This window comes from Acidimicrobiales bacterium, from assembly GCA_041394185.1.
Taxonomy (GTDB): Bacteria; Actinomycetota; Acidimicrobiia; order Acidimicrobiales; family Poriferisodalaceae; genus JAAETH01.
In genome coordinates, this window is record JAWKIQ010000004.1 from 235,504 (window position 1) to 255,393 (window position 19,890).

Sequence of the window (19,890 nt, forward strand, 5' to 3'; positions counted from 1 at the left end):
TTCACTCCCAGTCCCGCAACAGTTTTCCCGCAATCTCCAGCTCGTAGGTCTTGCGACCGAGCGCCCGCTCGAGATTGGCGACCCGCTTGCGAAGGTCCTTGATCTCCGCGTCCTCGGGACGTTGCTCGTTCGGGCGTCGCAGGGCTGCCTTGCCGCCCTCCAACAATCGGTCGCGCCACTGGCAGAACTGGGTTTCCGATATCTCGTGCTCGCGACACACATCGCGAACCGATCGGTCGCCGCGCAACCCGGCCAACACGATCTCGGCCTTCTCATCAGGCGTCCACGAACGCCTCTGCTTCTTCTCGCTCATCTTCCTCTCCTCGAGGACCAGAGCGACCATCATCCCAACCAAAACCGGTCAGGGAAACGGTCAACCACCCAACGGGGTCGGCGTCAATCTGTGACCCGGCCATGCCAACCCCCTTCGGCTCACCGGACCCGGCCACCCTAGCCCACCATCGAGGAGCGTCGTCGGGGCTGCCCTCGCGTCACCTCTGGCGGATGTCGTGGGTCCGAGCCCGTTGCTCTTCAGATTGTGAGCGTTTATGCTCACATGTGTGGATGTTGCTGGTTTGGTTCATGGGGCGAAGGAGTCGTCAGGCCGTAGTTATCGGTGGTTGGCGGCTGAGGCTGGTGTGGCGGTTTCGACGATTACTCGGATCGAGTCTGGTCGGATCCAGCCGACGGTGGAGGTGTTGGAGCGGATTTTGGGTGCGTGTGGGTACAGCCTTGAGCTATCGGCCCGGCCCATCGGAGCGGATCGAGGTCCGCGACTCGAGGATCTCGTCGATGCGTGGGAGTCCGATGGCGATCGTGGGCTGAAGTTGGAGTGGGTGAGGTGGCGTTCATGGATCGACTGGCTAACTTTGCACCCGGATCGGGTTCCTGCGGCGATCTACGCGCCTGCTCCGCCGTCGGGCAATCGCATTGTCGATGCGTTGCTCGCAGCGGTCGCGGAGAAGCTGGCTGACGATGCTGGGCTGCCACGACCTGGTTGGGTGGCGTCGGTTCCCGGAGCCGATCCTGTTTGGGAACCGCCTGCTCGTCGCCGTCCGACCGTCGATCGTAGGTTCGCGGAGCGCGGTCTGATCGTCGACGTGGAGAGTCTGTTCCGGCCAAGGGAAACCGTCGGTGCCTGAGTCGAACGATCCGATAGACGGGGCGACACTGTTGGCCTATGTGGAGGAGGTCGCCGACGATCTTCCTGACGATGGGGTGCGGCGCAGACTCGTGATCGTCGGTGGCGCACTATTGGCGTGGCAAGGTCTGCGCGACGCCACTCGTGACGTCGACAGTGTCGAGCGTCTCGACGAAGTCTTGAAGATCGCGGTCGAGCGGGTCGCCGCCCGTCATGATCTTGCTCCGCGCTGGATCAACGACGCAGCTGCCCAGTTCCTACCGGCCGGGTTCGATCTCGCCGACGCGACGGTGGTGCGCGACCATCCTCGGCTTCTGGTTCTCGGGCTGTCACTGGATCAGGTGTTCGTGATGAAGTTGTTCGCCGGACGTGCTGTGGACACCGACGACCTGCGGCAACTCTGGCCACACACCAGCTTCGGCACCGCAGCGGCAGCGGTCACCGCGTTCGAGGCTGCCTACCCCCACGAGGACCCCGACCCGAACCTCGCCGATTGGCTCGACAGCGTCGTTGGTGATTGAGCGACACGGGACGATCATCGAAGTCACCCGAACTCACCAGGCCGTACAAGATGTCACCAGACCGCACAGTGGACAGATGATTCCGGCGGCCGGGAATTCCAACATTCTTTCCAACATCGGCAGGGCTACCAGACGTCACTGGAGACCGCTCGACGGACGGGCCGTTGGACGTAACACCACGTCAGAGCACTGCCCTGCACGGGATGGACGGATGGAAGGTTGCTCATAATCGCTTGGTCGCGGGTTCGAGCCCCGCCGGGCCACGTCGTTCCTCGCTTCGCTCGTCACTTACGGAGTTCGGCGATCGCCGAACTCCCGGGTCTGAACGGGGGACGGGGTGGGTGGTGGCCAGTGGGGCTCGTCAATCCAAGATTTGTTCCAACATCGGTGGTTGGTCGTTTGTTGTAGGTAGGCGCATCGGCGAGGTGAAACGCGACAAGGTTTCTGGGATTTCGGGCATCGCCATGTGTTCGTGATGCTGGGTATGCGGTCCCAGGTTGGGGCGGTTGTTTGGAGTGTTCGGCTGAGTTGAAATGGTGGCTCATCGGGCGTAGGGTCCCGTTGGGTGTTGTTGTCTTTTGGTCTGTGACTTGGGGGAGCGGTGGGGAAGCGACTGTTTGTGGTGGCCGTCATATCCTTGTTCGCGGTGTCGGTTGGCGCTGGGTCGGCGGGCGGTGCAGGGTCGGAGGTTGTTCTGCCCGATCGTGCTGGGGATCGCTCGCCTGCTGCTGGGGTCAGTCTGATACCCCCCCGCATGTCAGAGGGCCTGGCGAGGCTTGGCTCGGTGCTCGGGGCGTTGATTGGGTGCCGGCGCAGCGTGAACGCGTTGTTGCGGTTCTTGATGCTGCGTTTGAGGGGGATCGGGCTGTGCTTGACGAGTATGGCGTCGTGTTTCCCGTTGGTGCTGAGCTGACGCGGCAGTGGGTTGAGGCAATTCTGGTTCAGCTGGATGTCGAGATCGTGGGCCGTCCGAGGGTCGGGGCGGATCGCGTCGAGACTCGGTCGGGCGTCGACATAACGGTTGCTGCTTTGGCAATGGCTGATGAGTTCGATATCGAGTTGGGTGAGGCTGCTGCGCGTCTGGAGCGTCAGACCCTGTATGAGCAGGTGTCGAAGTGGTTGCATGAATCGGGCAGTACGAGGTTCGATGGTTTCGGTGGTGTGTGGATTGACCACGATGCCGGAGGGGTGCTCACGTTTGGGGCAACCGCTGGCGCGGTCCCTCCGTCGGCCTATGAGGCGCTGCAGGCCTCGGGCGTGATCCAACGGCGACCGGTCAGGTACTCGCTTGATGAGTTGCGTCGGGTGGGACGGAGCATCGAGGAGCAGCTTCGCGGGTCTTCTCTCGGACGCTCGATTTCGGTAGATGTCAGTTCGAACGCGGTGGAGGTCGTATTGCCGGAAGCTTCACCGGTCGAGTTTGACCTTGCCCCTGGGCTTCGCGGCGCGGTGCAAGTGAGTTTCGCTGAGCCCACGCCGCGTCCCTTCGCCTGTCCTCTCACCGGATGCGACCAGGTGAACGGCGGGGTGATGGTGTCTCCAGGCTGCACGCTTGGGTACACGTTTACTCGCTCTTCGTTCTTCCCGGTGCCGAGCGTTTGGACTAACCAGGTCACAACCGCCGGGCATTGCGTTTCGACCGGCGAGGTCGCCTACCAGGCCTTCGGGTCGGGAGATCCGAGTCGTCGAATCGGAACGGTCGTTTGGCGTCGAGAGGGCGGCAATACGCTCTTGACGACCGATGCTGCGCTCATCGATGCTTCTGGTCGTCAGTTGCCGAGCAAGCCTGGAACGATCTGGCGGCCATCCAATCCGGAGTTCCCTATTTGGGCGCAGGCTGATAGTCACGCGATTCCCGAGGGTACGTATGTGTGCAGGGTCGGCATTCAAACGGAGATCATTGGCCCTGAGAAGTGCGGAATCTTTGTCCGAGAGGATCTGAACACATCTATTCCGAGCGTCGGTATCGACCTTGTGAATTCTCCTGTGTTCAATCTTTTTGCGTGTTTCGGGGACTCGGGGAGTCCGATTTTCACGCCGGGTTCTCATATGGCGGTCGCTACTACCGTTGGCGGTCAAACCGACGAGAACTTTTACAACGGGTCGTGCACTCCTGCGACATCCGAGCTATATGGCGCTTGGGTCGAGGACTCTGTCGCAGCGTTCGGGGAGGATCGCCCGAACGAGTCGATCAGTCTTGACACACTGTCTCCCAGCCTGCTGAGGGTCACCACGAATCCTCCGCTCCCCTCTCAGATCTCCATCGAACGAAACGGTGTGGCGTGGCCTGCCAATACTTGGGGCCTCGACTGGGTGAAGGTGACGCCGGGTCAGTACACGATCCGATTCTCCGACGTCGTTGGTTGGCAGACACCTGCTCCGATCGAGGTCACGGTGGTGTCGGGGCAAACGACAGCTGTCGCCGGGAATTTCACAAAGCTTGCCCAGTTGCGGGTAGAGACGTCTCCGTATGGCACCGACGGGCTGATCACCGTCGACGGGATACCGTACGACAACTTCGGGACTTGGACCCATATCAGTGGTGGGCAACACCAGATCTGTTTCGGGCCAGCACCCGGCTATGACCCCCCGCCATGCCAGACGGTCATGGTGCCCGCCGGGTTCAACCCTGACGGATCAGAGATACAGACGCACGTCATAGGCACCTACACACCAAACCCAAGCAGCCAAGGGCCCGCGAACCTCGGCAGGTTGCGGGTGGTCACTTCGCCCGCGGTCAACTCGTCAATCAGGATCGATGGCATAACGCGCGACAATTGGGGACTCGACTGGGTTCAACTTGCGCCTGGTACCTACGAGCTCTCGTTCTCCGACGTTGAAGGGTTTACGACGCCACTAACGCAAACCGTGACCATCGTGCCGGGCCAGATTTTCACAGCGTACGGAATCTTCGCCGAGCGCGGTGAGATCAGAGTTCAGACGAACGATCTCGATAACCTTGACCCGGGCATCCAGGGAGTCCCCGGGACGATCTACCTCAGCGATTCGACGGGAGCGCAGCACTACGAGTTTCCTCGAAACGACTGGGGACTCTGGACCTGGCTCGAACCGGGCCCGTACCGAATCTGCTGGGGCCCAGTCGCTGGGTACCTACCGCCGTCATGTCGCGACATCACCCTGGGACAAGGGCCTTTGGCTAACCCGAACGGTGAAGTTGGTGGCTACCTCAGGGGGTAGGGCGATGTTCGCGATTTGGCATAGATGGTCACGAGTTGGCCTGGTCCTTGGGTGTGTTGTCATCGGTGCCTGCGCTGGCAGCGGGGACGACGACGCGGGTCAGCGTTCCCAGGATGTGACTACTACCGAAGTCGCCGACCCGGATAACGAGATGGTTTCTAATGATCCTGAAGCAGCCTCTGATGAGCCAACGGGGCTGGAGTCAGAGGAGGCTTCGGGGGTCAGGGTTCGTTACCGCTGGGTGCAGTTGCGGCATTTCTTCGAGTCTGGTGAAACGGTGGTGTGTGTTACCTGGTGGGAGCCGTGGGCTGGTTGTGATGTGCTCGCCAGTGTTCGGGGTCTTGGCCCGTCCTCGTTTCACGAGGGTTTTTGGGAGGATCTGGCCGGTGATGGTGACTGGGTTCAGTTGGGCCGGGTGGACGTCGAGGGTGTTGTTTTCGATGGTGTTCTGTCGGATCCAGTTGTGTATCTGGAGTCGACAGGTCCATTGGAGCGGGAGTGCAACTACTCCGGCGGTGAGGTCCAGATGAGAGGCATTCCTCACGAAGCTATTGCGCTGTCATCGGGCCATCCAGTGTTCATCTGGAACAACTTTGGTGATCGCCTGGTGGTGTCACTGAACTATGGGACGGCAGCCGATTTCGACGAGATCTGCGATCTTGGCGCTCACGCCAGGATCCGATCCTGGGGCGAGGTTCTCGAGCCCTAGTTGTAGGGACCACTGAGGTTGTTGTCGCGGGTTGATGTCGTGAATGGGTGAGCCTCCGCGGCAGTGTGGGAGTCGCTGAACTGACCACACGAACCCCGGAGGCTCGATGTCTCACCGTAATGCCCGTCTCACCCCGACCGGCCGCAAGGTCATGATCGAACGAATCGTGGCCGGCACCCCGCAGGCCCATGTGGCCGAGCAGATGTGCGTGTCGCGTGCGACCGTGTCCAAGTGGTGGCGCCGCTGGCTCGCCGAAGGCGATGCCGGTCTGCAGGACCGATCGTCTCGTCCACATCGCTCGCCTGCCCGAGCGTCGAAGCGGGTCGAGGATCGTGTTTGTCGGCTGCGCAGGTCGAAGCGGTGGGGACCGAGGATGATCTCGATGCACACCGGTATCCCCGCGTCGACCGTGCACAAGATCCTCGTCCGCCGAGGGTTGAACCGGCTTGCTTGGATCGACCGTCCAACCGGCAGGGTGATACGCCGCTACGAACGAGCCCACCCTGGCGAGCTGATCCACTTGGACGTGAAGAAGGTCGGCAAGATCCCCCCAGGTGGCGGCTGGAGAGTCCGAGGACGAGGACAGACAAAGCAGCGTCGTGTCGGCTACACGTACCTGCACTGCGCCGTCGATGACCACAGCAGAGTCGCCTACGTCGAGGCCCACGACAACGAACAGGCCGAAACGCTCGTCGGGTTCTGGACACGCGCCCAGGACTGGTTCTGGGCCCGTGGCATGGCCGTTGATGAGGTCATGACCGACAACGGATCGAACTTCCGCTCACGGCTGTTCGCCGAAGTGCTGGCCACCCGGGCGATCAAACACCGACGCACACGCCCCTATCGGCCCCAGTCCAACGGGAAAGTCGAACGGTTCAACCGGACCATGGCCGACGAGTTCCTCTACGCCCACACGTTCAGATCAGAAAACGAACGACGCCGCCGACTTGACCGCTGGGTCCACGACTACAACCATCACCGCAACCACACCGCCCTCGGCGGACCACCCGCATCACGCGTCCACAACGTCTGTGGCTCCTACACCTAGTCGGCTAAGGCCGTCCCGCGCCCCCCAGGCGCTGGCGGGATGTTCCGATTCTGCCGCTCGACCTTGAGGGCGGCCTCGACGAACCATCGCAGACGGGGCCGACCACTCTCGCACGAGGGCGATGAAGACCGGACTCGTGATGCCTCGAACACACAAGACCGCACAGTGAGCAGATGATTCCCGGCAGGCCGTCGATTCCAACATTCTTTCCAACATAGGTGGGGCTACCTGAGGTCACTGGAGGCGACCAGACGGACGAGGCGTTGGACGAAACCGCACGTCAGAGCACTGTGTGCCACCTGCTGGACGGTTGGAATGTTGCTCATAATCGCTTGGTCGCGGGTTCGAGCCCCGCCGGGCCCACGTCGTTCCTCGCTTCGCTCGTCACTTACGGAGTTCGACTACGTCGAACTCCCAGTTCGCAGACGGGAGCCTGGGCGGTGGCCAGTGGGGCTGGTTGGCAGGGTTGATTGTCGAGGCGGGTCGCGACCCCCTCACCGGAAGGCGTCGACAGGTGAGTCGCCTGTTCCACGGGAACCTCCGCGATGCGAAGAAGGAACGCATCTGATTGTTGGGGGGATCAAGCTCTGGCCGAGGCGGTGTTGTCACTTCTGGGCGATGTCTGATGACCAGGTCTAGCTGTAGGAGCCACAGACGTTGTGGACGCGTGATGCGGGTGGTCCGCCGATGGCGGTGTGGTTGCGGTGATGGTTGTAGTCGTGGACCCAGCGGTCAAGTCGGCGGCGTCGTTCGTTCTCTGATCTGAACGTGAACGAGTAGAGGAACTCGTCGGCCATGGTCCGGTTGAATCTCTCCACTTTCCCGTTCGACTGGGGCCGATAGGGGCGTGTGCGTCGGTGTTTGATCGCCCGTTCGGCCAGGATCTGGGCGAACAGGTTCGATCGGAAGTTCGATCCGTTGTCGGTCATGACCTCGTCGACGGCCATGCCGCGGGCCCAGAACCAGTCCTGGGCGCGTGTCCAGAACCCGACGAGCGTGTCTGCCCGTTCGTTGTCGTGGGCTTCGACGTATGCGACGCGGGAGTGGTCGTCGACGGCGCAGTGCAGGTACTGTGTAGCCGACACGACGCTGCTTTGTCTGTCCTCGTCCTCGGACTCGCCAGCTCGCCACCCGGTGGGATCTTGCCGACCTTCTTCACGTCCAAGTGGATCAGCTCGCCAGGGTGGGCTCGTTCGTAGCGGCGGATCACCCTGCCGGTTGGCCGGTCGATCCAAGCGAGGCGGTTCAACCCTCGGCGGACGAGGATCTTGTGCACGGTCGACGCGGGGATACCGGTGTGCATCGAGATCATCCTCGGTCCCCACCGCTTCGACCGACCTGCGCAGCCGACAAAGCCGCACGATCCTCGACCCGCTTCGACGCTCGGGCAGAGCGAGCGATGTGGACGAGACGATCGGTCGACTGCAGACGCCGGCATCGCCTTCGGCGAGCTCATTCATTGCCGCTGACGCGGTCGCACGCGCGGTACACACGCACATCTGCTCGGCCACATGGGCCTGGGGTGTGCCAGCGACGATTCGTTCGATCATGATCCGACGGCCAGTCGGCGTCAGACGGGCATTACGGTGAGACATCGAGCCTCCGGGGTTCGTGTGGGTAAGTCAGCAACTTCCACACTGCCGCGGAAAGCTCACCCATTCACGACAACAACCTCAGTGGTCCCTACATCTAGCTCAGGGGGTGGCGGACGGCGGCGGCGATCTGCAATTCATGTCGTTGCGTCCGCCGATCGGGAGCGGTTTGGGCACCAGCCTCCGTGTCACTAGCCAGGTGCTCCGTTGGCGGTGATTCCAGATGCCAAGAGCGTGCAAGTGCACCTTGCCACTAGTGGTCTGTCGCGGATTTGGCCTGGCGGGTGAGGGAGGTGCGGCCTCGTTTGACCTTGGTGATGATGTCGTTGGCGGTCTTAGTCCAGGCGAAGGGTCTGGGGTCGTCGTTCCAGTGTGAGGCTCACACGTCGATCGCACCAACAACACATCGTGTTCACACGCGATACTCCGGCGAAAGCCGGGACGGCAACTGCCTATTCCCAGAACTTCTGACCCTCCGCTACGGCGAACATGTCTAGGAACTCTGCTAGCGAACTGCCAACTCGATACCAGTCGCTTCTGGGATAAATAGGTGGGGCCACAAGGATGCCGCCGTTTGTGACTATCAGGACATCAAGGTCACCTATGAACTCTCCGAGTACGAAATCATACGAACCGAACTCGTCGGGCCGGATCGAACGCTCAAGCTCGGTTCTCTCGCTTGCGGCGGCAGGTGTCAACAGCTGCAAGCCCCACTGACCGTATGTGGGCTCGTACATGAGTTTGGCGGATCTATGGAGCCTCCAGAGTGAGACTACTTCCTCACCGTTCAAATCCGGAGGCAGCACTCCAGACATTTCATCATCGGCCGCAGGAGCTTCGGCTATGTGGGCGAGGCCGAGTGTCGCCGCCTTAGCTTCCAGTCTAGAAAGGCTGTCATGAAGCGAGTTCACTACTGCACTCCGATCCACCACGGATTGAACTGTTGCTTGTGCACTTCACGCTTGACCGGTACCAGATTTTCAAACTCATTACCGCCCCCGTTCTCGCGAGGGGCGATGTGGCGAATGTCATACTCTGTCCACGGCACTGGCGGATCTTCGAATCCCCTATCGTGCCACTCCTTGATGAACTGACTTTTTTCCTTTGGCCCCCAGGTTGAGCGTTCATCACGGTCGATTCTCTCCAACGCGAGTTCTCGACCAGCAGGAGCTACGTCGCGATCGAGGCCGTTGGCGTGCACACCAGTGCACGGGACTCGGCGCTGTAGCTCATCGGGGCGAACTGTTGGCAGCCAGTGCTTCGTTGAGGTTGGAGACCGCTGACGTGACTTCCTCGAGCGAGGCGCAGGTGGCGATGTTGCTCCCGAATCGTTCGCGGTGCCAGATCGCTCGGCTTACTTGCTGATGGCCGGACTTGAACGAGATTCCTATCTTGTAGGTCGGCAGGAGCGGCATTCCTGGTGGTGACGTTACAAAGAAGCGATCAATCTCAGCGAGGGGGTACGAGCGAGGAAAGAGGTTGCGTATGAAGAGGCGATCTTCGGTCATGCGGAGTTTGGGCCAGAGCGCCCATGCAGCTCCGGTCAGGCCAAACACTCCCAGTACTAGGGCAGGCGGTACCCCGAAAGCGACATAGAACGCTATCGCTAGCAGACCCCAAACCGCGCCAAGCCACCGAGCCACTCGAACTCGAACTGGCATCTTGACTACGTAGCTCATCTATCGACGCTTCCGCTCACTAGCACCCGAGAACCCAAGAAGACCCTGTTGCGACACCGCCGCCGGCCGCTGGGCCGCAGACCGGATCGTCCAACACGCCGAACCATCGTCAGGGACTGCGGTGAGCGTGTCGTTCACGATCGCCTCCACAACCTCATCGCAAATCTGGCGTTTGCGACCACGCCCAGCCCGAACGGTCCCGATCTCAGCCGGACCGTCCTCGAGATAGCGGTCCCGCCACGCCATCATCGTGTTCGGCCAGGTCCCGAACTCCCGAGCCACACCACGAGCCGGCCCCCCATGAGCAAGCGCCAGCAACGCCCGAGCCTGGATGACAACCCGATGCGGTAGCGACGGCGACCTCGCCAACCGCTCCACCTCGACCCGATCAGCAACCGTCATCTCCAACACGCACCCACACTTCGCGACGTTGCCAATTCGCAGACGGACCACTAGATGTAGGGACCACTGAGGTTGTTGTCGTGAATGGGTGAGCCTCCGCGGCAGTGTGGAAGTTGCTGACTTACCCACACGAACCCCGGAGGCTCGATGTCTCACCGTAATGCCCGTCTGACGCCGACTGGCCGTCGGATCATGATCGAACGAATCGTCGCTGGCACACCCCAGGCCCATGTGGCCGAGCAGATGTGCGTGTCGCGTGCGACCGTGTCGAAGTGGTGGCGTCGTTGGCTCGCCGAAGGCGATGCCGGTCTGCAGGACCGATCGTCTCGTCCACATCGCTCGCCTGCCCGAGCGTCGAAGCGGGTCGAGGATCGTGTTTGTCGGCTGCGCAGGTCGAAGCGGTGGGGACCGAGGATGATCTCGATGCACACCGGTATCCCCGCGTCGACCGTGCACAAGATCCTCGTCCGCCGAGGGTTGAACCGCCTCGCTTGGATCGACCGGCCAACCGGCAGGGTGATCCGCCGCTACGAACGAGCCCACCCTGGCGAGCTGATCCACTTGGACGTGAAGAAGGTCGGCAAGATCCCACCGGGTGGCGGCTGGCGAGTCCGAGGACGAGGACAGACAAAGCAGCGTCGTGTCGGCTACACGTACCTGCACTGCGCCGTCGACGACCACTCCCGCGTCGCATACGTCGAAGCCCACGACAACGAACGGGCAGACACGCTCGTCGGGTTCTGGACACGCGCCCAGGACTGGTTCTGGGCCCGCGGCATGGCCGTCGACGAGGTCATGACCGACAACGGATCGAACTTCCGATCGAACCTGTTCGCCCAGATCCTGGCCGAACGGGCGATCAAACACCGACGCACACGCCCCTATCGGCCCCAGTCGAACGGGAAAGTGGAGAGATTCAACCGGACCATGGCCGACGAGTTCCTCTACTCGTTCACGTTCAGATCAGAGAACGAACGACGCCGCCGACTTGACCGCTGGGTCCACGACTACAACCATCACCGCAACCACACCGCCCTCGGCGGACCACCCGCATCACGCGTCCACAACGTCTGTGGCTCCTACAACTAGAGGTTCCAAGGACCGCCTAGCGGCGGCGTATCTCGACACCAGTCTTCTCGGCTATGCGTTCTATCCTGCGAAAGGTCGGGGCTCGATGATGCGGCCCGTCGCTACCAGCGCACTGAGTTCGAAGCCCTCGCTATCGCCTTCGCCGACGCGCGGACCTTTCCGGGCTCAAATAGGTTCGGCTTCGCGGGTAAGGCGATGAAGCTCGTCGGGCCAAGCTGATAGTCGAAGTGGTCGTTTCCTCGTCGCGCTGTCAGGACTCGGGTTGAAAGCTCGATCACGACGAAGTTAGTTCTGTACACGCGTAGCAGGAGCAGAAGACCAGCGCTCGTTAGCGCGAGTGGCACTACGAACCCAACCCGCCCGTCTGCCACCAGAAGCGACGTATAGAGCACCGACGAGCCCACGCACCAAACTGTCAGGATGAGTAGAAGCTGGTAGTACGCCCCGCACCGCATCTTCACCCGAGAACCCATTCCTGCACGGTAGCCCGATTCGAAACTTCCACTCTGAACTCAGACGCGAACAGCCACAAGAGCCCAATATCTGCGGGGGCTGCCGCGGGCGGAGGTTCCAATCTCGATGATTTGCCGGGAGGCGGTCTGAAAGGAGAGGCAGGCTCTCTAGCGCGAAGACCACCGGCTGGCGTCGGCTATCCGGCACGACGACCCCTCTACGTACCGGGCGGTCGTGTAGCCCGTCTCGGTCAAGGTTTCGTCGGAGGGCACACTCAGCAGGCCAGCCGAGCCGTCGCCAATTCGTTCTCCCGACGCGTCAAGCAGCTCAAACGCAACGACGAAGTCGGACTGCTTTGACGTCGTGTTGGTCGCCGTCACGGACACTGCGGCGTGGCCAGCTTCGTTCTCGCCGATCACCGCGCATGCAACCTGTTCAACTGCGTCCATGTCGATCCGCTGCGCCTCTTCGCGCACACGGTCGCTGGCGAGGCTCACCACTCGTGCCCCGCCAGCCGCCAATGCGACAAGCGTCACCGTGGCGACAACCCAGACCCAACGCTGCCTGCCCCCGAACCGCCCGAGCCGAGGGTTGCTGAAGAACGATCATTCAAGTTCAGGTGGGTACCACTTCCCGTCGGACGCTAGCCACCAACCATCACCTAGAGACGAATCAGACATCAAATCCTATGACCCGAGCGCTCGGGGTGAGCGACCCCTTTGATGAGCTGAATAGATCACTAAACCCGTGAAGCATAGCAAATTCCTTGACCAACATGGATCGAATATGGCTTCAATTCAGGCTGCAATTGCTCCTCGACAACTCTGGCTACTTTTGCCCGTCCACGTCGACTGTGCTCGCAGCCATTAGCAATGCTCGCTGCTGTAACGTCACCCATAGTTGCCAGCGCCTAGCATCGTCTGCGTTTGCCAGGAGGGTCGCCGGCCGGCCCGCTTCGTCACCGAGCATGAGGAAGCCGAATCCGGACGAACCTCCAACCACATTGAGGCTGCCGCTGACGACCTTTCAACTATCGCCTTTGGCGATCCCCTCGCCAACTTCGACGCCACCAACCGTTACCGGTCGGGCCTGCATAAGCGGAACGACCACAACACACGCCACCGGTCGCACCCACACAAAGGAGCCTTGTGCCGCAGGCCATGACCGAAGCGGTCGTTCCTTTGTTTTACCAGATCGCTCGGACGGGGTTGCCGCCGTCTTCGTCGGGGCCGTTGTGGTGCGTGGCAGGATCGAAGTAGGTGTCGTTGTCGCTTTCCCATAGCCAACATTTTTCCGCATAGCAAAACCCACCTGCTACGGGGTATTCTCGGCGCACTCGGGCTAGCTGATTCGTCCCGGCCTATTCAAATAAGTTCGAAGCCTTGCGTTCAACTCACTCAGTTCATGGTCTCGGTCTCCCGTTCTTGCCTGAAGGGTTATAACCGATCCAGGTCCAAGCACCAGAGAGAGCAGGCCAGATTCATCAGACGTCAGTCTGATCGCCTCGGAATCGAGTTCGCGAACTGGCAAACGAAGTGAAGCTGGCTTCTCGCCAAGAGGTGAAACTACCAGACGGTCTCCGTGGACTGCCAGGGCCCCAAACCGATAGTAGAGGTAGGAGCGTCCGAGCATGTAGGGGAGGAATCCTGCTCCAATTGCCGCGAAGAGTCGTGCCATCACCCTGAACTTGATCGAGGGGTCGTCCCACATCACCCCCGCCATCAACAATGCAAGCGGGCACGCGATCAGATGAAGGACGACTCCAACATTGCTGACTTTTACCAGTCTGTGACTGCTATGCGCCATCTCGTCCTCAAGAACTGGAATATGGAATAAACGTAGCATGTTGCACCGAACTGTGTTGACCAATGGCCTGAATAGTTCAGTAGCGATTTGCTCGTATTTTCGAATCACGGTGCCATTGAGCGCGGTCAGCAGAACTAGTCGACCTTCGTCGTCGGTTTCAATCTTGACATTAGGAAATTCAAGTCTGTTGATCGGAATGCGCACAGAGGCCAGGTTCTCTTTCCACGGTGTGACTACAACTTTGCCGTCCGAAACAAACAGACTTCCGCAGGTGTGGTATCGACGCTCTAGTAGGAGTGTGTAAGGAAAGAAGACCACTCCCAGGAAGGCGAACATTCGAGCCATCGAGCTGAACTTGGTGGACTCGTCATCCCACATCATCCATGCGCCGACAAGAAGGGCGGGACATACGAGGATATGGAGCGCAACCTGGAAAGGGCTGGAATCTGCGATCTTGACCGGATTCTTGAACATACTCGTGTGAGTCCTTAGCCAGTAGGCGCCCTGCGGTGAGCGAGGACTGATCGGTCGAGGTTTCCGGGCGCGGAGCAGGAGCAACTGCGAATCTGAGGGTGTCTAAACCGCTCGCATTCTGAGGTGCCCTTGCCGGGTTCAACCCTACGCGCGGCGTGCGAGCTGCTGGTCGGCTTCTTGACTACTTAGATCATTGAGCGCCAGCCCCCCGATGACCCGAACCGAGACCCCGACCTCCAAGTCACCGGGATCCACCTGACCAAGATCGTCCGAGCAGCCCAGGCTGATGCAACCCCCTTCCGGCGAGGGTCTCAGCGCCGGGGCAATTGGAAGAGAACAACTGATCGCTTAGATCTCAAAACCGCGAGGTGCCTGTAGTCGATCCGACTTCGACGCCGATGAGGTCTGGACGAGGCAGTGTCGTCGCTGCTCACGTGAGTCCCACAAGCCAGAGAGCGTCGGGCCCAGTTCGCAAGTGGGTGACAGAATAGTTCCGTGGGTATGCGCGTTCGGATGGTTGTGGTGAGTCCTCGACAGATCGGCGAGTTCGGGGAGTGGGACGAAGAGCGCTTCTTTGATGTGTTCGAGACGGGGTCTGTTGTTGATATCGACAAGTCTTGGGAGGCGGCGTTTTCTTTGGTTGGTTCGATCGCTGGTACTGGGAGTGTGATGCTCGATGACGAGGCTGCGCCGGTGGGTCCTGAGATCGGGTTCTCTCCGCCGATTTTGATCTTGCCTGAACGGGTTCGGGTTATCGCCGAAGCGCTTGGTGCTGCTGATGCGGCGACGGTTGAGGACCATTGGGCACGTCTTGACAGTCCGTTCATGGACAACGGCCGGTACGTGGACGAGGAGGGTAAGGAGTACGCGATGTGGGGCTTCCGCGAGACAGCGAAGCTCCTGGGGCGGGCTGCAGCCGCGTCGAGCGGGGTTCTGTTCGCCATCTTCTAGCGGGGCCCCTGAGAACCGGGCCGGCCAGGTCGGGTTGCGGGTGTTCACTGGTCGGGTTGGCCGTCCAGTTCCTTTTCCCAGCTTGCCACCAGCTTGGTCAGTACGCGATATGTGCGACCTGTTGGGGGGTCGGCTACGGCGAGGTGCTGTTTCGCTGCTTCGATTGCTTCTCGGACGTGGGTCGTGCCTAGGACCGCGGCTCTTGGCAAGGCGTCTCTGTGTGGCGTGTGGTCGGGCATGCGTCTGAGGAGTGGTTCGACGGTGCGGAACACCAGCTCGAGGGTCTTGTGGTCGGGGTGAAGGTCGCCGCAGTCGATGATGGTCGACCCGTCGGCGTTTGTGCTGGCGAGGCCCCCTTCGTGCAGTCTTGCCAGAGCCTCCTGGTTTAGGAGTTTGGTGAGGTGGGCTGAGTAGTAGGCGAGGGGACCGTACCGGTCCACCTCGTCGGGACCGAGACCCCGGAACTCGTAGCCGAGAGCGCTGAACGGAACCCGATCCCAGGCTTTGGTCCAGCAGACCCACTGCGTCTTCACGGTCGCCAGCAGATTGAACATCTCGCGTACGTGCTCATTCTCGGTTGCGGGGTCTATGTCTTTGAGATCCGGCATCGAGACCTCCACGTTGCGGGTGCCAGCGTCCGATATCGAGATCAGTGAGGTTGGGTCTTGTTCTACGGGGTAGGGGGAAAGGGAGAGTCCGTCTGGGTTCTGTCTCCAGATCTTGATCGCACGGTCGATTGCTCTGTCGGCTGATGCCGGTCGGCCCGTGCCGTGCGCGGGATACAGGTACACCTGTGGGTACCCAGCAGCGAACCGGCTCTGCAGCCAGAACTCGAGGATGCGGCGCATCTCCGAATCCGACAGCGATTCTGAGAACCTTGCTACGAGGGAAGACATACGACTCCTTTGCCCGAAACTGCTGTGTCTGGGGTGCCAGCCTGGGTTTGATCAGTCTGCGGTTCCGGGTGGGACGATCCAGCGGGTTGGTTGGCTGGCGAGGTTAGTGATGACTTCGAAGTCGGCGGCGGTGCCGGATCCGCCGGCGGACCGGGGTGCGAGAATCGGTGCTGTGTATTCGATCTGCGCCACCAAGAAGCTTCTCGATCGGGTGAAGCGCAAACCCGAGCCGGCGGTTGACGCTGGGTCGATGCTGGGGAACTGGTACGCAACGCTGATTGCGTGGCGACCACAGTTGGTGCTGCTGGTGAACGAGCACACCCTGTTCCCGGTGGTGATGCCGCTGGCGCCTGCGGCGACCCTGGCCGAGCGGTTCCCTGCGCATCTGGGTTCGGCCCTGTTGGACGCGGGTGCGCCCACTGAGTTCGTCGACGCCGAGTCGGCAGCTATGGGGGAAGGGTCGTTCGCGAAGACCGACAGCCGCAGCGTGGTCGGCGTCATGAACGACTTCGTTCGCCTTGCAGGGGCGTGGCGCGACCGTGGAGACGAGGGCGATCTGGCCGGTCTGTCCGGCTGGCTTGCCGAGGTGCCCTGCTCGCCGCTGTACGAGTCGCACGGTTCTCCCGATCGGGAACTGTTGGCCCTGGTCGACAGGTGGAAGGCAGGCGAACTGGTGCCCCGGCCCAGGCTGACACTCGTCAAGCCGTTGGAGGAGCAACCCGTCGCAGCGTCGGCGGCCAAGCTGGTCGCAGATCCCTGGAGGATCGTCAACCGTCGCACGCCAAACCAGCTGTCCAAACGCGACCTCGAGGACGCCTTGGAGCGGATGTACGAGCGCGATCCGGAAGGGGCACACAGGGCCGAGCAGGACTTCGACTCGATGTCGGGCGGCGAAGGGCCTTGGATGGTCCGCCAGTGGAATCTGCAGGAATGGCTGTGGGACCAGCTGACGACGAAGGTGCTGACCTACGAGCCGGACTACAAGACTCTGGCCGCCGCGGCCCTGGCAGAGCTGTTCGACGAGCTGGGTTTGGATCGCTACGCGGCGATCTGTCGCTCGGAAGCGACCGCCGAAGTGCACGCGGCGTTCGGCCGATCCAACAGGGCGGGGTATTCGGCGATGCGCAAGGCTCTCGCCGCCTCCGGCATCGAACCCACCGACACGGACACCTTCGCCTGGGGGTCGGTCATGGACACAGCAGAGTACGAAGCTCTGGCGGAGGTGCAGCTGGTACTCGAGGACGCGATTCAGAGCGGTCGGCTGCAGCCGGGAACCCGCGGATGGAAGAAGACGAAGGCCAAGATCATCGACGAGGCTCTCGACGGCAACCATCTGTACCAGCTCGGCCAGTCGTATCGGACTGCCGTGCTGACCGAACGGATTGCGGCCTGGGTCGACGAACCAGACGGTCGCAGCCGCGAGCTCGGCCGACGGCGTGCGACCATCGCGAACCGGTTGCTCAGCCCGATCAGTCCGCCTGCCGATGTTGCCGAAGCGATGCGGCCCCTCATGTGGCTGCTGTCGGTGTTCGGCAAACAGCAGGCACTGACCCAAGCCGGATATCTGAACCGGGCGTTCGTTCAGCAGGTGAGCGCGACGCGGCCGTGGAGTGACGCGCACGGGGCGGACCGGGTAGCCAACGCCGAGACCGACGATGTCGGCCTTCATCAGCTACGTGGGCTGCTTCAGGCTTGCGGTGCTCTGCGCAAGCGCGGGCAGATTCTCGAGCGAACGCGGCTGGGCGCCCGGATGGCCGATGACGCGGAGCTGGCATGGGCTCAGGTCGTTGCCCACTTCGGTGAGCGCCAGTGGGGCCGGTTCGTCACCGAGACGGCGGGGCTGATGCTGCTCGGCGCGGATCGCGGGCTGTCGGCTGACGACCTGATGGCCGAGGTCGCCGAGACGGCGGGTGAGATGGGATGGCGAATAGACCGAACCGAGCCCCCAGACCAGGGCGCTGCCAGTCGGGCCTTTCGGGGCTTCGCTCTAGAAGTGCTGGGTCTGACCGTCGAGGAGGGCGACTGGGGGTCGCGCACGCTGGCTCTGACGCCGGCCGGGGAGGTGACCGTGCTGGCGATGTTGCGCCACACCGCTGCCGGTCCGCGAGGTCACAGCTAGTGCTGCCGCGAGTCCAGTTGCGCGATCAGGCGTTTGCCTGCTGTGTTGCGGTACGACTCGTCGACCAGTTCGGCGACCTCGTCCCAGTTGGTGCCGTCGCCGAGGTCGAGGCCGATCCATCCGCCCGGCCCCAGATAGGCGGGCACCCAGAAGCGGTCATCGGCCAGCAGAGCGGTGCGCTCGTCGGGGTCGGGCAACACAAGCACGGCCTGCTCGTGTTGTACCCACTGGCCGTCGACCTTCATCGACCCACCGAAGAACGCGAAGATCTTCTTCGTGAAGAAGGCGGGGTGACCGTGCGAGATCTTCTCCTGCGCCCCTGGCATGGCCAGGCACAGCTGGCGTAGCCGAGCGAGGATGGGATCGTCGTCGGAGAACATCAGCGGATGGCTCATGATGCCGAAGGTATCGGCCTGACGTCGGCGGTGCGTCGCCGAGGCGCCGTCGCCGGCCAGCGCGTATAGTCGCCGCGGGAGGCTTCAAATGGGGGATACGAAGACAGACCGTCAGGCGTGGCTGGCCGCCAAGCCCTACCGCAATCCCGACGCCGAGCAGGCCGTGTTCGCCGGCGACGTGCCCGCGGCCGGCGACATGGCGCTGGACGAGCTGAACCCGCTGAACCCGCACCTGTTCCACGACGACCGCTGGCACGATCATTTCGCCAGGCTGCGCCGAGAAGATCCGGTTCACTTCAACGAGTTGGGCTCGGCGGGCCGGTACTGGTCGGTCACCCGGTGGGAAGACGTCAGGGCGGTCGACGGCGACTGGAAGACCTTCTCGTCGGCGCGCGGCATAACCATCGGCCCACCCGTGGCGATTGCGCCCGCGCTCGGCCCGCAGGCCGCCGCATTCATCTCCATGGATCCGCCCCAGCAGACCGAAGAGCGCAAGACGGTCCGCGAGATCTCTGCCCCCAGCAGCCTGCGCAACCTCGAAGGGCTGATTCGCGAGCGCACTGCCAGCGTGCTCGACTCGTTGCCAGTCGGCGAGACGTTCGACTGGGTCGAGACCGTCTCGATCGAGTTGACCACCCTGATGCTGGCCACGCTGTTCGACTTCCCGTTGGAGGATCGGCGCAAGCTGACCCGCTGGTCCGATGTGGTCACGTCCATCGCAGAGCCCGGCGGCAAGGTCGAGACGTCGCGCCAGCGCGACGAGGAGATCGCCGAGTGCGTGGCCTACTTCGACAGGCTGTTTGCCGAGCGTCGCCAGAACCCCGGCTATGACCTGGTGTCGATGCTGGCCCACGGCGAGGCCACCCACGACAAGACGACGGCCGATCACCTGGGCAACCTGATCCTGTTGATCGTCGGCGGCAACGACACGACCCGCAACACCATGTCGGGCAGCGTGTATGGGCTGAACAAGTTCCCCGAGCAATACGACAAGCTCACCGCCAACCCCGGCCTGATACCCAAGATGGTGCCCGAGATCATCCGCTGGCAGACGCCGCTGTCTTACATGCGCCGCACGGCCAACTTCGATGTCGAGTTCCGCGGCAAGCAGATCAAAAAAGACGACCAGATCTTGATGTGGTACGTCTCGGCGAACCGTGACGAGGAGATCTTCGGCGACGACGCCGACGTGATCGACATCGAACGCCCCAACGCCGACCGTCACCTGTCGTTCGGCTACGGAGTGCATTTCTGCATGGGTAGCCGGCTCGCCGAACTGCAACTCCGCGTCCTGTGGGAAGAGATCCTGCCCAGGTTCGAGCGCATCGAAGTGCAGGCCGAACCCGAACGCACCATGTCGTCGTTCGTGCACGGCTACACCAGCCTGCCCGTGAGGGTCAGGCGTAAGTAGGGCTCG

The 19,890-nt window shown here is 62.0% G+C and carries 15 protein-coding genes and 1 pseudogene; 8 read left to right on the forward strand and 8 right to left on the reverse strand.

The window, feature by feature from the left end:
- Position 1: 1 nt before the first annotated feature.
- Positions 2–313: a transposase gene (locus R2770_18995; GenBank protein MEZ5282550.1), complete on the reverse strand. Its 312-nt coding sequence runs from the start codon at positions 311–313 to the stop codon at positions 2–4.
- 821 nt (positions 314–1,134) lie between these two features.
- On the opposite strand from R2770_18995, the gene R2770_19000 reads away from it, so the two are divergent.
- The 4 genes from R2770_19000 to R2770_19015 all read left to right on the forward strand — a co-directional run bounded on the left by R2770_19000 (position 1,135) and on the right by R2770_19015 (position 6,617).
- Entirely contained in the window at positions 1,135–1,662 is a 528-nt protein-coding gene (locus R2770_19000; protein MEZ5282551.1) for a DUF6036 family nucleotidyltransferase, read from the forward strand.
- Positions 1,663–2,529: 867 nt separating this feature from the next.
- Positions 2,530–4,860 (forward strand): hypothetical protein, encoded by a 2,331-nt coding sequence (locus R2770_19005; protein ID MEZ5282552.1) that lies wholly within the window; start codon positions 2,530–2,532, stop codon positions 4,858–4,860.
- Positions 4,861–4,975: 115 nt separating this feature from the next.
- Entirely contained in the window at positions 4,976–5,569 is a 594-nt protein-coding gene (locus R2770_19010) for a hypothetical protein (protein ID MEZ5282553.1), read from the forward strand.
- A 106-nt stretch (positions 5,570–5,675) separates the two neighbouring features.
- On the forward strand, positions 5,676–6,617 hold the full coding sequence (locus R2770_19015; protein MEZ5282554.1) for an IS481 family transposase: 942 nt from the start codon (positions 5,676–5,678) through the stop codon (positions 6,615–6,617).
- 635 nt (positions 6,618–7,252) lie between these two features.
- On the opposite strand, the pseudogene R2770_19020 reads toward R2770_19015, so the two are convergent.
- The 3 genes and pseudogenes from R2770_19020 to R2770_19030 form a co-directional block, all read right to left on the reverse strand.
- Positions 7,253–8,212, reverse strand: a pseudogene (locus R2770_19020) (IS481 family transposase).
- A gap of 449 nt (positions 8,213–8,661) precedes the next feature.
- Positions 8,662–9,120, reverse strand: coding sequence for a hypothetical protein (locus tag R2770_19025; protein MEZ5282555.1), 459 nt, complete (start codon positions 9,118–9,120; stop codon positions 8,662–8,664).
- Positions 9,120–9,410, reverse strand: coding sequence for a hypothetical protein (locus R2770_19030; GenBank protein MEZ5282556.1), 291 nt, complete (start codon positions 9,408–9,410; stop codon positions 9,120–9,122). The genes R2770_19025 and R2770_19030 overlap by 1 nt, the downstream gene beginning before the upstream one ends.
- Before the next feature lie 1,027 nt (positions 9,411–10,437).
- On the opposite strand from R2770_19030, the gene R2770_19035 reads away from it, so the two are divergent.
- Positions 10,438–11,379 (forward strand): IS481 family transposase, encoded by a 942-nt coding sequence (locus R2770_19035; protein ID MEZ5282557.1) that lies wholly within the window; start codon positions 10,438–10,440, stop codon positions 11,377–11,379.
- Positions 11,380–11,999: 620 nt separating this feature from the next.
- On the opposite strand, the gene R2770_19040 is transcribed toward R2770_19035, so the two are convergent.
- Positions 12,000–12,329 (reverse strand): hypothetical protein, encoded by a 330-nt coding sequence (locus tag R2770_19040; GenBank protein ID MEZ5282558.1) that lies wholly within the window; start codon positions 12,327–12,329, stop codon positions 12,000–12,002.
- Between the two features lie 844 nt (positions 12,330–13,173).
- On the reverse strand, positions 13,174–14,112 hold the full coding sequence (locus R2770_19045; GenBank protein MEZ5282559.1) for a hypothetical protein: 939 nt from the start codon (positions 14,110–14,112) through the stop codon (positions 13,174–13,176).
- 501 nt (positions 14,113–14,613) lie between these two features.
- Between R2770_19045 and R2770_19050 the strand changes: the two genes are divergently transcribed.
- Entirely contained in the window at positions 14,614–15,063 is a 450-nt protein-coding gene (locus R2770_19050; GenBank protein MEZ5282560.1) for a DUF1877 family protein, read from the forward strand.
- A 44-nt stretch (positions 15,064–15,107) separates the two neighbouring features.
- On the opposite strand, the gene R2770_19055 is transcribed toward R2770_19050, so the two are convergent.
- Complete coding sequence (locus R2770_19055) at positions 15,108–15,959, reverse strand: hypothetical protein (GenBank protein ID MEZ5282561.1); 852 nt, start codon at positions 15,957–15,959, stop codon at positions 15,108–15,110.
- A 109-nt stretch (positions 15,960–16,068) separates the two neighbouring features.
- Between R2770_19055 and R2770_19060 the strand changes: the two genes are divergently transcribed.
- The gene (locus tag R2770_19060; GenBank protein ID MEZ5282562.1) at positions 16,069–18,078 is read left to right on the forward strand and encodes a hypothetical protein; all 2,010 of its coding nucleotides are present in this window, start codon (positions 16,069–16,071) and stop codon (positions 18,076–18,078) included.
- Here the strand turns inward: R2770_19060 and R2770_19065 are convergent.
- Positions 18,075–18,473 carry an MmcQ/YjbR family DNA-binding protein gene (locus R2770_19065; protein MEZ5282563.1) on the reverse strand — a complete coding sequence of 133 codons (399 nt, stop codon included), beginning with the start codon at positions 18,471–18,473 and terminating at the stop codon, positions 18,075–18,077. The genes R2770_19060 and R2770_19065 overlap by 4 nt on opposite strands.
- An 88-nt stretch (positions 18,474–18,561) precedes the next feature.
- Between R2770_19065 and R2770_19070 the strand changes: the two genes are divergently transcribed.
- On the forward strand, positions 18,562–19,884 hold the full coding sequence (locus tag R2770_19070; protein MEZ5282564.1) for a cytochrome P450: 1,323 nt from the start codon (positions 18,562–18,564) through the stop codon (positions 19,882–19,884).
- Positions 19,885–19,890 lie beyond the last annotated feature (6 nt).